This is a genomic window from Armatimonadota bacterium (assembly GCA_018268395.1).
Classification (GTDB): domain Bacteria; phylum Armatimonadota; class Fimbriimonadia; order Fimbriimonadales; family Fimbriimonadaceae; genus JAEURO01.
Map to the genome: position 1 here is coordinate 14,070 of JAFDWQ010000001.1, position 14,168 is coordinate 28,237.

Here is a 14,168-nt window from a genome sequence, read left to right on the forward strand (position 1 = left end):
CCCCACTACTTTTTCGGGGACGAGCGACCGAAGATTCTAACCGGAGCCTTGCTCCATGGAGCCTTGATGGACATCCTCTCGATCTTGCCGCAGTCGCCTGCGGCCCCGCGGGTGGCGGGTAGTCCGCCGACCAGGGGGAAACCTGATCCGGCCAAAGTGCCGGACCGGCCCGACCCGGCGGCGGCGCCGACGGAGCGCGCCGACGGACAGAAGGAAGCGATTGGCCAAGGGCAGAAGACCCGCCAAAACCTGCTGGACCTTCTCGAAGACGCGGTCCCCGGAACAAAGAGCCTGCTCGCCGACGGGCAAGCCAAGACCGTCCTGTCCGAGATCGCGCTTCCGCCGACCTTGGACGACATGGTCAAGGCGCTGGCCTCGATGGGCATCGCCTTGCCCGCGCTCGCCGGACCTCCGACGGCACCCGTCCTAGCCGAAGCGATCAAGGCTTCCGACCTAGGCGAGGGCGTCAAAGCCACGCTCGCCAAACTGGTCGAAGCCGCCGTACCCGTTCCGGCAGCGGACGTCATCGCCCTTGAAAGGCCGAACCCCGTCCCCGTCCCGGTAACGGGCCGACCGGCGCCGAAAGCCGATACAGGTCCGACACCACACGCCGAACCTGCTCCGAAGCCCGCGCCACACGCCGGTTCCGGACCCGCGCCGCACGCCGGGACGCCGCCCGTTCCGGTCGCACAGGAACCGGTGCCCCAGGCCGTGATCAGACCCGATGCGGACGCGGTCGTCGTCCGTCCGACGCAGACCTCACCGATGCCTGCTCCCACGGCCGAATCGGCACCCGTCGCGGCGTTCGTGGCGGTCGGGCAAGCCGTGGCACAAGGTCAACGCTTCGATCAAGGACTCGCCGAGGACTTGAACGTCGTCGAGATCGCCGCGGAATCCGAGGTCCCGATCGTCACGACAGGACGTGTCCCGGCCCCGACCATGGTCAAGACCGAAGACGTGGCGCCAGAGCAAACGCCACTTACGACAGGGCCCGTACCTGAAGACAGGTCGGCCGCGGAAGTGCCCGAGCGGCCGATGCCGCAGCCGCACGCCGAAGCAGGACGGAACCCCGATCCCAAGCCCGAACTCGGACGACCGGACAAGACCGCGGGCACGGGGCGAACGGACGGACCCGATCCGCACGCCGAAACGAGGAACGCGCCAAAGCCGGATCCGAAAGCCGACTCATCGGTCTTAGGGCGTCCGGACCGGACGGCCCGGACGAACGATCCGGCGCAAGCCTGGATCCGTCCTGCGGTCGGGAACGACGAGACCGCTCCGGTCGAGTCCAAAGCCGCCATGTCCGGCGCCTTTATGGAAACCGAACTCGACGCGTCGAACGTCCTTGACGTCGACCCGGTCGAAGGTTCGGAATCCGTTGAAGCCGTTTCGACGCCGGCTCCCACGGCCGCGGCCCACTCTCCGAAGTCATCGGAGCGGGCGCCGTTGCCGAAGGAGACGGTCGACAGCGTGCACCGACAAGTCGCCGACAGGATCGAGACCATGGTCAGCGGCCGCAGGAGCGGCTCGGTGACCGTCAAGCTCAATCCGACCGATCTGGGAACGATCACGTTGACCGTCAAGAACCTCGGGTCGCGCGTCGACACCGAGATCAAAGCGAGCAACGAGGATGTCCGGTTGGCGCTTCAGGCCCACCGGCAAGACCTTGTCCAAAACGTCGAGAGCCGCGGTCTGACGATGAACTCGTTCAACGTCGGGCAGGACGCTCAACCACAAGGTGGACAAGACCACCGGTCGGCTTTCGTCGAGGCTCAACGGCAGGCCAACCTGAAAGCAGCCGTGACGTCTGCCCCTGAGTCCCGCAGCGCGGTCTCCGTGGCCGCCCGACCTTCGACTTCGGGGGTCGACTACCTCGCGTAGGAGAACGACATGGATCCCGTGACAGGACTGACGAACGGTGCGTACGGCAACGTGGTGAAACCCAAGCCCGGCTTGGACATGGCGACGTTCTTGACGCTGTTGACCGTTCAATTGGCCAACCAGAACCCCTTGGAGCCGATGAGCGACGCAGACTTCTACGGTCAGCTGGCCCAACTCGGGCAAGTCCAGGGCATCGAGAACATCCAGACCTCGATGGAGATGAGCCAAGCGGCGGGGATGATCGGAAAGACGGTCACCGCTGTCCGCACCTTGACCGAGAACGGCGAAAACTCGTTGGTGACAGGCGTCGTAGAGCGCGTGTCGATCCGTGACGGAGAGCGCATCTTGACGGTCCGCGACGCTCAGACGGGCGGCCGCGTGGACGTCAAGCTCGGCAACATCCGGGAGATCAGCGCCTAGGCCATGAGCGAACCGATCCAAAACCTTCAGGTCCAGCAACTGCTCCGGACGCGGGCTGACGCCCCGCGCCCTGCGGCCGCTCCGTCATCGGGCGGCATCGACTTCGAGTCGGTGCTGAGTGACAGGCTGAAGGTGAGCGCCCATGCGAAGACGCGGCTGCAAAGCCGCGATCTGCAGCTCGACCAAGCGGCATGGGAAAGGGTCATGACCGGCGTCGACAAGGCCGCCCAGAAGGGGGCCAAGGAGACGCTCGTGATGGTCGACGACGTGGCCCTCGTGGTCAGCGTCCGGAACCGCACGGTGATCACCGCCGTGGACAAGGAACGGTTGAAGGAGAACGTGTTCACCAACATCGACAGCGCCGTCATCGCCTGACTTCCGGGCGGCACGGCCGCCCGAACGACCCGACCGACCGGAACGAAAACGCAGGACCCGTACAAAGACGTGCGGGACGCCCAGCCCGGGCTCGACCAGCCCGAGGCCGTTCCCGGTCAACGACCAGCCGGACGCACGTGCCGGACACCGAGAACCGAGAACACAAGACATGTTACAAGCCATGCTTGCTGGCGTCGCCAGCATCAAAGCGCAGCAGACGCGCATGAACGTCATCGGCAACAACCTTGCCAACGTGAACACGACCGCCTATAAGGGAAGCCGCGTCACGTTCCAAGACATGCTCGCCCAGACCCTTCGCGGCGCGAGTCGGCCTACCGGCACACTGGGCGGCACCAACCCCGTCCAGTTCGGCCTGGGCGTGTTGGTCGCCGGCACGGACGTCAACAATGAGCAAGGATCGCTCAACGCGACCAACCGCCCGACCGACTTTGCCATCCAAGGCAACGGCTTCTTCGTGATCGGGAACGGTGAGAGCATCGCCTACACCCGTGACGGCGCTTTCGACCTTGACGCGAACGGCGACATCGTCCACCGCGCGACGGGCAACCGAATGCTCGGTTGGTCGGCGGACCAGGCGACGGGCAACATCGACACCAACCAACCGATCGGGCCCACCTCGACCCTGCGGATTCCGATCGGCGCCCGCACCGCCGTCCAGGTGACGACGAACGTCACCGTCGCCGGCAACCTCGACTCCCGGTCGTTCAACACGGCGGGCACGCAATCGACGTCGTTCACGATGCGAGTCTTCGACACCCTGGGAACGGAGCACTTGGTCACCGCGACGCTGACCGAGGACGCGACCAACCCGAACCAATGGAACTGGACCCTTGCGGGTGCAGGCGGCGATACCGTCACCGGTAGCGGCTCCCTCACGTTCGACCCGGCGACGGGCGACCTCCTGACCGGCAACCCTGGCACGATGACGGTCACGCCGCCTGCGTCGTCAGGCGTGCCCGCCTTTACGGTCGCGCTCGACTTCGGAACGGTCTCACAAAGGGCCTCTGAAATGCAGATCCAGATGAGCAACCAGAACGGCTTCGCCCCGGGCTCGTTGTCGTCGTTCTCCGTCGGTACGGACGGCATCCTTACGGGCCTCTATACGAACGGCCTGACGCGCCCCCTGGGCCAGATGTCCCTCGCGATCTTCCCGAACGCGAACGGTCTTGAAAGGACCGGTTCGAACGTTTGGCGCGCTACCGATAACTCGGGCATCCCCGTCATCGGCCCCCCGCGCACGGGCGGCCGCGGTTACGTGAACAGCGGGTTCCTCGAACAGTCGAACATCGACATTTCGAACGAATTCACCGACCTGATCATCACGCAACGCGGTTTCCAGGCGAACACGAAGGTCGTCACGACCGTCGACGAAATGCTCCAAGACTTGATCAACATCAAGCGCTGATCACCATAAGGTGAAGTCGGGCGCGTCCTGCGAACTTGTGCAGGGCGCGCCCTTTTTCGTCGTTTGACGGGAGTTCAATGACCGACGGGGATCGGGCCGACCACGGCGCGGACCTGGATGTCGTACGCCGGACTGTCAGGATCGTTGGACGTGACACGTATCGTCCCGGTTTTGATCCCGGGGGAGGACGTGTCCACGGTCACCGTGTGCTGGCGCGTCCCGCTCGCGGCAATGGAAAACTGGCCGCCAGGCACGGTGAACCCGCCTCCGGCCGTCATCGAATAAACCAAAGGGTTGATCCCGTTCGCACTCCAGAGGGCCGTGTCGGCGGCGTTGGAGAGCGTCAGCGTCCTCTGCCCGTTCGAAAACATCTTGAACAGGCCCATATCGAAGAGGACCGGAGCCCCGAGCTTGCCCGGGACACGAAGGTCGAAGAACACGGGAAGGTGTCCGGACTGACCTCCGCATTCGTCGATCAAGGCCTGCGCGATCGCGGAGCCGACCATCGTGTTCCCCGTGACCTTGAGCGGCTGGTTATACGTGGTCCCGTCGTTGCCCCAAGAACGGTACGAGTGGTTCGGGTCGTTCCATGTGGACGTGCTGTAGGCGAGGTTGGGGTTACCGAGATAGTCGAACCCGCCGCCGTCGACCAGGTCGCTGGACGTCAGCAGAAAATCGAAGCGGTCGTCCATTCCGCCGCTCGACGCCCCGTTCCAAGGATCCTGCGTGTGCACGAAGCGAAACGTGTTGTTGGAGTTCCAGTTACCCGGTGTCTTGATCGGATCGAAGAACCGGCCGAAGTTGTCGACCTGCGATCCGGTCAACTCGATGTACGATGTTTCGGAAGCCGATTGGATGTTGAAGTCTCCGCCGATGAGGAAAGGGTGGCCCAGCGACTGCGCATCGTCCCGGATCAACTGACACTCGAGGAGCCTCCGGCTCTTGTCGTCGTCTGTCGTCCCCGCCTTCATGTGCGAGCTGTAGAGCGAAAGCCGCGCTCCCGCACCCGAGTACCCCTTGAGAAGCACGTCGTAGCGCAAGACGTTCCTGGGCGGACTGGGGGAGTTACCCCCATTGACGACGATCTCGTATCCTAGATATGACAGTTTGGATGTCCGGTACACGAAGGCGCAGTCCGTGTCCGGCCCATTGACGAAGGGAGCGGCCGCATAGTCGCCAGGGCTTCCGGGCGCGTTGTTCACGATCGAAAGGAACGAACTGAGTGCGGACGCGCTCATGAATTCCTGGAGCAGGAAGACGTCCGGACGGGCGCTCCGGCCCTCGAACACGCCGAACATCGCAGTTTCGATCGCAGACTGCCTCCCACCGCCATAGTTCGAGATGTTGTGCGTCAGGACGCGCAGTTGGGCTTGGGCGACGGTCGGGACGACAAGCGGGAAAAGACAGGACAAGAGGGCGCTCCTCGAGCGGAGTCCAAACATGGAAGGGGATTGTACATCCTTGTTGTCAGGCTTTTTACCGACAGACCCGCCTTGCGCGGTGCCCGGAAGGGGCGACCGCACCGGCAATTCCTCTAGGTTCATGGCCGCATCAAGCCCGACCCGCATCCGAGAGCCCCGAATCCTGTTAAAGACCCTTAACGCCTGAGTAACATTCCGGCGCGTGCCCTAGGCCCTCTCGGCCGGACGGCACCGTGAGCTCGATTGACTGTGGAGAGGCAGTGGCTGCCCGCCAGCTTCGGCCCGTGTCCAAGTTCAAGAGGCATACCATGCGGAACAGAACTCGAACTTCGCTCCTTTCGTTAATGGCCGTCTTTTCGGCATCGGCGTTCGCCGCACCGTTCACCCCCGGCAACATCGTCATCAGCCGGGTCGGAGACGGTAGCGCCGCCCTGTCCGGGGCCGCCACCGCGGTCTTCCTTGACGAATACACGCCTGGCGGACTCCTTGTCCAGTCCGTCGCGATGCCGACCGCGCTGAACGGAAACAACCGGATCCTGACGAACAGCGGCTCCGCCGGCTCGGAAGGGTTCATCTCCCTTTCCGTGGACGGCAAGGGTATCGCCGTCGTCGGTTATGACGCACCCGTCGGGACCGCCACGGTCGCAACCACGTCCGCCGCAACGTTCAACCGTGTGGTGGGATGGGTCAAGGCCGACGGAACCGTGGACACCACGACCAACATCGACGGTTACGACGGTAGCAACGTCCGGAGCGCGTGCACCATCGACGGTTCGGCGTTCTGGACCGGCGGCACGGCCGGCTCCGGCCTTCAGGCCACCGCGGGCGTGCGCTACAACCCGTACGGCCCCGGCCAGCTCGGCGTCCAACTTTCGACCGACGTTTCGAACACGAGGAACACCAAGATCCAGTTCGACCAGTTGTTCGTCAGCACCATGTCCGGCGCCTTTCGAGGCGTCAACACGATTGGAACAGGCGTCCCGACGACCTCTGGGCAGACGACCGTTCTGCTTCCGGGGTTCGATCCCAACACCTCGAGCACCCAGAGCGTTTACGACTTCTGGTTCGCCGACTCCTCGACGCTCTATGTCGCCGACGACCGCTCGGCGGCCAGCGGCGGCGGACTGCAGAAATGGACGTTCGACGGTACGACCTGGACGCTGGCGTACACCCTGACCTCCGGCATTCCTGGCAACGGTGGGATCCGGGGCCTGACGGCTAAAGCCGATGCGAACGGCAACGTCCTCTATGCGACGAGCACGGAGACCAACGCCAATTCTCTCGTCGCCGTGACCGACACCGGCGCTGGATCGACCTTTAGCGTCGTCGCGGTCGCTGGCGTCAACACCCGCTTCCGCGGACTGGCCTTTTCCCCGGCCGCAGGCGGCGCGACCACCGAGACGTTGGCCCCGGTCAACGGCGCGGTCTCGATCGGCAAGTCGAGCTCGGGCGGCTTCGGCGACACCGCCGTCGTCGACAACGTGAGCTGGCGCGTCTGCAAGTTCGTCGTGACTTCGGCGACATCGCCGATCGTCCGGGTCCGGTTCGACTACACCACGACCAAGACCGCCCCGACCGCGATCGACTGGTCCGTCACGGCCAAGATGGTCCACAGCGGGACCTTCAAAGTCCAGCTCCTGTTGAGCCACGACCCGAACAACCCGAACAACAACGCGGGCTACGACGTGGTCTTGCCGCAGACGGCGATCAACACGACCATGGCGACCTACACGGGTTCGGCCACCTCGACGCCTCTGAGCCAGTACGTCGGCACGGCGGGCACGATGTCCGGCCGGGTCGAGGTCTACCGGAGCTTCAGCGCCGTCGCCGCCCCCTGCGTCGACATCGACGCCGCGCTCCTCAAGGTCACCGGCTGACGTCCCCCGTCGCCTGACGTCGACCGCCCGCCTTCGCGATTGCGAGGCGGGCGGCCTTTTTCATCGACCTCGTTAAGAGTCGGTGAAACGTCTAGAGGATCAGCCCAGAACCGCCGTTAAGTCTTGGTTAACGACCTCTACACTGGCCCCTGTTGCGTGCCGTCCGAGCGCGCGTTGCTGTAACGGTGAGGAGTCGTGCGGGTTTATGGACGATCGTCCGGGCCTCTCCAGGACAGCTATTCGGAGATACCCATGCGGAACCAAGTTCGAACCCTCGTCTTGTCCCTATTCGCCGTCGCGTCTGCAGCGGCGTTCGCCGCTCCGTTCACCCCCGGCAACATCGTCGTCAGCCGGGTCGGAGACGGTAGCGCCGCCCTGAACAGCGCCGCGACGGCCGTTTTTCTCGACGAATACACGCCTGCTGGAATCCTCGTTCAAACGATCGCGCTCCCGACGGCACTCGACGGTGAAAACCGGATCCTGACGAGCAGCGGCTCTGCGACCTCGGAAGGGTTCGTCGCCCTGTCCGTCGACGGCAAGGGCGTCGCCATTGCCGGCTACGATGCGCCGGTCGGAACGGCCTCGATCGCAGGATCGTCTTCTGCGACTTTCAACCGGGTCGTAGGTTGGGTCAAGGCCGACGGGACCGTCGACACCCGGACGAACATCGACGGATACGACGGAAACAACGTCCGTAGCGTCTGCACGGTCGACGGCTCGGCGTTCTGGACGGGCGGCACCGCAGGCTCCGGCCTTCAGGCGACGGCCGGCGTGCGCTACAACCCGTACGGCCCCGGCCAGCTCGGCGTGCAGCTTTCAACGGACGTCACGAACGTCCGCAACGTCAAGATCCAGTTCGACCAGTTGTTCACGAGCTCGATGTCGGGCGCGTTCCGCGGCGTGAACACGGTCGGCACGGGCGTCCCGACGACGAGCGGGCAGACGACCGTCCTCCTTCCCGGGTTCGACCCGAGCACTTCGAGCTCGCAAAGCGTTTACGACTATTGGTTCGCCGACTCCTCGACGCTCTACGTCGCCGACGACCGCTCGGCCGCCAACGGCGGAGGACTGCAGAAGTGGACGTTCGACGGCACCACGTGGGTGCTGGCCTACACCATTACGGCGGGAGTGCCTGGAAACGGCGGCATCCGCGGCCTCACGGGTAAGTCGGACGCTGGCGGGAACGTCCTTTACGCCACGAGCGGAGAAAACGCCGCCAACTCGCTCGTTGTCCTGACGGACACGGGCGCCGGCTCCTCCTTCAGCGTCGTCGCGGTCGCGGCGGTCAACACCCGCTTCCGCGGACTGGCGTTCTCCCCGGTCGCGGGCGGCGCGACCACCGAGATCCTGGCCCCGGTCAACGGAGCGGTCTCGATCGGCAAGTCCAATACAGGCGGCTTTGGCGACACCGCCGTCGCCGACAACGTGAGCTGGCGCGTCTGCAAGTTCGTCGTCACCTCGGCGACCTCGCCGATCGTCCGGGTCCGGTTCGACTACACCACGACCAAGACCGCTCCGACCGCGATCGACTGGGACGTGACGGCCAAGATGGTGCACAGCGGGACCTTCAAGGTCCAGCTCCTGTTGAGCCACGACCCGAACAACCCGAACAACAACGCGGGCTACGACGTGATCTTGCCGCAGACGGCGATCAACACGACGATGGCGACCTATACGGGTTCGGCCACCTCGACGCCGCTCTCGCAGTACGTCGGCACGGCGGGCACGATGTCCGGCCGCGTCGAGGTCTACCGGAGCTTCAGCGCCGTCGCCGCCCCGTGCGTCGACATCGACGCCGCGCTCCTCAAGGTCACCGGTTAAGAGCGAAAGCGTAAGAAAACTGCGAGAGGCGGCGTCCCGATGGGCGCCGCCTCTCGTCCTTTCAAGGCCCCCGGGTTCAAATTAGATTTTCCTCTATTACATCTCTTTTACAAGACAGGTGCTATACAAACAACACGTTTTGTTGTATAGATGGGAATCGTGCTGAGGGCAAGAGGCATTCTGACCACGTCCGTGTCGCTGGTGTTGGCCGGCGCGTGCTGGGCGACGACACGGGAACTCATCGATTTCTCGATCCTTCCGGGCCTGCCGGCCGAAAACGTCCGGTCCGGCAGTTTGGCCGTCGAGGACTATCCGCTTCCGGTGGTGGACAACGCCGGGGCTGCGGCATACGACCACACTCAGTCCCTCGTTTTCGAAAGGAAGATGGAGGAGGGGAGCGTGGAACGGCCCCTCTACAAGAAGGCCGTGCTGACCTATCCGTTGGGACAGAACTCGTTCACCTTCCCGATGCCGGACCATGAAATCTCGCTGTGGCTGCACATCGACGGCCCTCCCTCCGTCTCCCCCGGTGCTTCTCCGTTTTCCCAGAGCGAAGTGCGTCCAGAGATGGTCAGGATCTGCCTCAAAGGCCAAGGCAAAACGTACTATTCAGCCCGCCAGCAGGTCTCGAGAGGGTGGAACGAACTCCGCTTTTGCCTGACGAGCAAGGTCTACGCGCCTCGTTGCCCGGACTCCTTCAACAACCGTATCGTCCAATTTTCGCCCGAAGACGAGTCTGGAACCTTCATCGACACCGTTCAACTGGTGTTCGACGGCACTTATGACTGTGCCGCCAGCTATTCGGTCGGGAAGATCCGGCTGAACACGTGCAAGCTCCAGCCCGTCAGGCCCTGTTCGATCGTGATGGTCTACGACGACGCTTGGTCAGGGTTCCTCGACTACGCCTATCCGACGGTCAAGGCCCTCAAGATGCCGGTCACCGTCGCTGCCGTCCGGGACTACGCGGTCGGGCCCGCCCCTTTCCACATGTCCGTGAACGACCTGCAAGCGGTTTTCGGATACAACTATTTGAACCCGTTGGGCGCAAAGACCTTCTTGGTCGACATCGTCAACCATACGGCGACCCACTTCCGGCTTCACGGCGACACGCCCGCCCTGCGTCGGAACTACCGGACCTCGAGCGGCATGATGGGCGTTTACGACGACATCTTCGAGGGAAGGCGGTTCCTGATCGACAATAAACTGACCCGGAACGCCAGCGAGTCGTTCCTCATCTATCCCGGCGGCGCGAGCGACGCTCAAGTCTACATGGCGATGGAACAGATCGGGATCCGCTTCGGGCGGACCGTGAGCTGCGAACGGAACCAGAACGCCCAAGGCGACAGCCTCCGGAACCCCTTCGCCGGCGAAACGTACGACGCTTGCCGGGCCGAGAACAACGTCGACATTTTCCAGAGCCAACATCCGGTCGAAGAACTCTTCGACTGGATCGATGAAGGGATCCAGACCGGGCGGAACAGGTTCATCATGTGGCACGACGTGATGCCGGCCTTGCCGGAATTCGACGTCAATGGAAGGGCAGCCGACGGCTACCACACGGTCTACAACGTGAACTCGCTGGCGTTTCACGACCAGGTCTTGGCGTACATCCAGGCTAAGAGAGGGCCGCGCTGCTCCGTCAGGACCCTGCCCGCGTGGTACCAGTCCCTCTCGGATTTGCAGAAGATTCCTGGATTCCACTTATAAAGGAGCCCTTTTCGCCCCTGACCACGGCAGTGTCACCGGATCAAGGTCCTTGTCTGGTAGTTTCGCCAGACGACTTTGATCTGAGTCCGGCCTGGTCGTCCTATATACTCTCGGGCATGAAGCAGATGGGGCGTTGTCTTGTGTTGTTCCTCGCGGGCCTCGTCGGGGCGCAGGCTTATGCACTGAACCAGGAGTTGATCGACTTCACGGCACTGCCGACCGTACCGCCGGAAAACGTCCGGCCCGGAAGCATTGCGGTCGAGGACTTTCCCTTGCCCGTCGTCGACAACGCGGGAGCCCCTGTCTGCGACCACTCTCAGTCCACAGTCGTCGAGCGCGAAGTGACGGATGCGACCGACGGAAGAGCCGGGTTCAAGACGTCGGTGCTCACGTACCCGGTCCTGAACACGTTCTCCTTCCCGCAACCTGGGCACGAGATTTCGCTTTGGCTGCACGTGTCCGGCCCGCCGCTCTTCGTTCCTGGCCCGGCACCGTTTTCCTCGACCGAGAGCCACCCCGGACTTGTAACGGTCCGCCTCATCGGGCAAGGCAAGACCTTCACGTCCCGAAAAATGGAGGTCACCCGGGGATGGAACGAGCTCAAGTTCTATCTTTCGAGCAAAGTGAACGCGGCCCGCAATGCGACCGACTTCAACAACAGGCTCGTCCACTTCACCCCCGAAGACGAGAGCGGGACGACCATCGACACGGTCCAGATCGTCGTGGACGGCACGTTCGATTCGGCCGAGAGCTTCTCGATCGGTAAGGTCCGGCTCAACACCTGCAAGGTCCAGCCCGTCGAACCGAGTTCCGTCGTCATGGTCTACGACGACGGCTGGTCCGGGTTCTATAACTACGGTTACAAATACGGGATCCTTCGCATCTATCAGATCCCGGCGACGCTCGCGGTCGTGAAGAACTACGCCGCGCCGGTCGATCTCCATATGAGCCTGAACCAGATCAAAGAGGTGTTCAATTACACAGGATCGGGCGGCAAGATCTTCGACGTGGTCAACCACACCATGACCCACAATCCCCTCCACGGAGACGGCGCGGGCACAGGCCCGAAGCGCAACTACCGGACGCAGAACGGTGTGATCGGGGTCTACGACGACATCTTTGAGGGCCGCAAGTTCCTGATCGACAACGGGCTGACCAGGAACGGAAGCGAAAACTTCTTGATCTATCCCGGGGGGGCCAGCGACGCCCAAGTCCATGCGGCGATGGAGCAGATCGGCATCCGCTACGGACGGAAGGTCAACTGCGAGCGCAACCAAAACGCGAACAACAACAGCACGCGCAACCCCTATGGCGGCGAGTGCTACGACGCCGCGACGGCCGAGAACTCCTGGAGCCAGTACGCGAGCGCCCATCCGCTGGACGAGATGCTCGACTGGATCGATGAGGGCATCGAGACAGGACGGCCCCGCTTCATCATGTGGCACGACCTCGTCCAGAACATGCCCGCGTTCAACGAGGACGGCCGCGCCGTCGACGGCTGGCACACCGTGCACAACACGAACACGATCGACTTCCACAACAAAGTCGTGAAGTACATCAGCCAGATGCGCGGTCCGAAGTGCGTCCCCCGCACCTTGCCGAACTGGTACAACAGCCTGTCGGAACTTCAGCGCGTGGCCGGTGTGCACTATTGATCTTGGAGACCGGGCGAAACCGCACATGAAGCCCGCTTGGACCCTTGATCGTCTTGTCTGAGGGGCTTCGGAGGAAAAACCATCATGCGCTCAAGGTCGGGGACGTTCCGGTTCGCTTTGCTGTCCATCGGCTTGTCGGTGTCCGCTTCGGCCTGGGCCGGTTTCAAGATCGTCCCGGTCTATGATCCCAGCATCACGAACGACCCTCAGGCCGCCGCGATCAAAGCGTGCATCGAGTCGTCGATCGCCCTCTATTCGGCCAAGTTCACCGATGACGTCACGGTCAAGATCTACTTCCAAAAGGGAGGCGGTCTCGGCACGAACATCTACGGCTACTACTGGAACGGGGCCGGCGTCGCCTATGACGTCCTCGATGCCGACGCCAAGTCTAACGACGACATCGAGGCCACAAAGCATATGCGCTCGACCGGATTCGGCAGCGTCGGCTACACCAGCGCCAACGGCCGCGCCATGGGCCTGAACACTCCCGGCTTCCTGTCTGCGGGTGGCGAAGGCGGGTTCGACGGCATCGTCAGCCTGAACACCGATATCTGTTTCTTCGACCACGAGAACCCCGTCGGCGGCAAGTTCGACCTCTATTCCGCCACGGCCCACGAGATCGACGAAGTCCTCGGCACGGTTTCGGGGACGGGCGATTGGCTCGCTTTCTCCGCCGACTGCTTCCGCTACGACGGGGCCGGCCACCATCTCTTCTCGGGCGACACCAACACCCACGCCTACTTCTCGGTCGACGCGACGAACATGATCGTCGAATACAACCAGTTCGGACGGACGGGCGGCGACTGGGGCGACTGGGTGCCGCACTGGCCGTCGATGACGCAAGACTGGTCGATCTTTTCCGGCATCAAGATCGATCCGGGCGAACCGGAGTTCCGGCTCCTCGACGTGGTCGGCTACGACCGCTCGACGCAGTTTCCCGCGACCTACTCCATCGTGCGCGGCGTGCCCCAGTCCGGAAACCTTCAGAGCCTCTTCGTGGTCGACGGTGACCGCCTGACGGTCAAGAACGGCGTCGTCCCCGTCCGCAACGACTTCCCTGTCCAGGTCGTCGTGCAAGGCGATTCGCGGTTCGCCGTTCCCGGCGCCCTCAGGTTCCTCCTGACCGCCAGGACGTCGGTCCCCACCCTTTCGCAGACGATCGAACTCTACGACTGGACGACCGGCCTCTACGTCCCGCTCGACAGCCGGAACGGGAAGGTGGGCGATTCCACCGTGACCGTGTCCGCACCCGATGCTCCCCGATTCGTCGACCCCCTGACCAAGCATGTCCGGGCGCGGATCAAGTACCGGGTGACCCAGGCGGCTTTGACCTCCGACTGGACGGTCGCCATCAATCAGGCCGTCTGGGAGATCACGCCTTAGGGAGGGGCGCGCTGCGTGTCTTTGCGTGGCTTTGCATGGCTCTGCCTTGCTTTGCGGCGTGGGTTCTTCGGACAAGGACAAAAACGCTCGCCTCGGGCACGTCTGGACCACAGTTAACGGAGCATTTTGTCCTTGCCACCCCGCTTAGGCCGTTGTCCTACGACGATGCGCGGCGCAAACTCCTGGCCGCAAGGCTCCACGA

Annotated in this window: 10 protein-coding genes; 9 read left to right on the forward strand and 1 reads right to left on the reverse strand. The window is 63.5% G+C overall.

Annotated features, from left to right (window positions below):
• Nucleotides 1-66: 66 nt before the first annotated feature.
• From JST30_00070 to JST30_00085, 4 genes are all read left to right on the forward strand, one after another.
• On the forward strand, nucleotides 67-1,881 hold the full coding sequence (locus tag JST30_00070) for a flagellar hook-length control protein FliK (GenBank protein ID MBS1712707.1): 1,815 nt from the start codon (nucleotides 67-69) through the stop codon (nucleotides 1,879-1,881).
• A 9-nt stretch (nucleotides 1,882-1,890) separates the two neighbouring features.
• Entirely contained in the window at nucleotides 1,891-2,301 is a 411-nt protein-coding gene (locus JST30_00075; protein MBS1712708.1) for a hypothetical protein, read from the forward strand.
• Nucleotides 2,302-2,304: 3 nt separating this feature from the next.
• Complete coding sequence (locus JST30_00080; GenBank protein MBS1712709.1) at nucleotides 2,305-2,676, forward strand: hypothetical protein; 372 nt, start codon at nucleotides 2,305-2,307, stop codon at nucleotides 2,674-2,676.
• Between the two features lie 181 nt (nucleotides 2,677-2,857).
• On the forward strand, nucleotides 2,858-4,102 hold the full coding sequence (locus JST30_00085; GenBank protein ID MBS1712710.1) for a flagellar hook protein FlgE: 1,245 nt from the start codon (nucleotides 2,858-2,860) through the stop codon (nucleotides 4,100-4,102).
• Between the two features lie 74 nt (nucleotides 4,103-4,176).
• Here JST30_00085 and JST30_00090 read toward each other — a convergent pair whose 3' ends face one another.
• Nucleotides 4,177-5,544: a hypothetical protein gene (locus tag JST30_00090; GenBank protein ID MBS1712711.1), complete on the reverse strand. Its 1,368-nt coding sequence runs from the start codon at nucleotides 5,542-5,544 to the stop codon at nucleotides 4,177-4,179.
• Between the two features lie 287 nt (nucleotides 5,545-5,831).
• Here JST30_00090 and JST30_00095 point away from each other — a divergent pair, with 287 nt between their 5' ends.
• From JST30_00095 to JST30_00115, 5 genes are all read left to right on the forward strand, one after another.
• Nucleotides 5,832-7,400, forward strand: coding sequence for a hypothetical protein (locus JST30_00095; GenBank protein MBS1712712.1), 1,569 nt, complete (start codon nucleotides 5,832-5,834; stop codon nucleotides 7,398-7,400).
• 252 nt (nucleotides 7,401-7,652) lie between these two features.
• Nucleotides 7,653-9,221, forward strand: coding sequence for a hypothetical protein (locus JST30_00100; protein ID MBS1712713.1), 1,569 nt, complete (start codon nucleotides 7,653-7,655; stop codon nucleotides 9,219-9,221).
• A gap of 159 nt (nucleotides 9,222-9,380) precedes the next feature.
• Nucleotides 9,381-10,928, forward strand: a complete 1,548-nt coding sequence (locus JST30_00105) for a hypothetical protein (GenBank protein ID MBS1712714.1) — start codon at nucleotides 9,381-9,383, stop codon at nucleotides 10,926-10,928.
• A 116-nt stretch (nucleotides 10,929-11,044) separates the two neighbouring features.
• Nucleotides 11,045-12,583 (forward strand): polysaccharide deacetylase family protein, encoded by a 1,539-nt coding sequence (locus JST30_00110; protein MBS1712715.1) that lies wholly within the window; start codon nucleotides 11,045-11,047, stop codon nucleotides 12,581-12,583.
• A gap of 84 nt (nucleotides 12,584-12,667) precedes the next feature.
• Complete coding sequence (locus JST30_00115; protein ID MBS1712716.1) at nucleotides 12,668-13,966, forward strand: NF038122 family metalloprotease; 1,299 nt, start codon at nucleotides 12,668-12,670, stop codon at nucleotides 13,964-13,966.
• Nucleotides 13,967-14,168: the final 202 nt, after the last annotated feature.

Coding starts and splice junctions, on each gene's coding strand:
- JST30_00095 (MBS1712712.1), top strand. CDS start 5,832: ATGCGGAACAGAACTCGAACTTCGCTCCTTTCGTTAATGGCCGTCTTT.
- JST30_00090 (MBS1712711.1), bottom strand. CDS start 5,544: ATGTTTGGACTCCGCTCGAGGAGCGCCCTCTTGTCCTGTCTTTTCCCG.
- JST30_00110 (MBS1712715.1), top strand. CDS start 11,045: ATGAAGCAGATGGGGCGTTGTCTTGTGTTGTTCCTCGCGGGCCTCGTC.
- JST30_00115 (MBS1712716.1), top strand. CDS start 12,668: ATGCGCTCAAGGTCGGGGACGTTCCGGTTCGCTTTGCTGTCCATCGGC.
- JST30_00100 (MBS1712713.1), top strand. CDS start 7,653: ATGCGGAACCAAGTTCGAACCCTCGTCTTGTCCCTATTCGCCGTCGCG.
- JST30_00075 (MBS1712708.1), top strand. CDS start 1,891: ATGGATCCCGTGACAGGACTGACGAACGGTGCGTACGGCAACGTGGTG.
- JST30_00085 (MBS1712710.1), top strand. CDS start 2,858: ATGCTTGCTGGCGTCGCCAGCATCAAAGCGCAGCAGACGCGCATGAAC.
- JST30_00080 (MBS1712709.1), top strand. CDS start 2,305: ATGAGCGAACCGATCCAAAACCTTCAGGTCCAGCAACTGCTCCGGACG.
- JST30_00070 (MBS1712707.1), top strand. CDS start 67: ATGGACATCCTCTCGATCTTGCCGCAGTCGCCTGCGGCCCCGCGGGTG.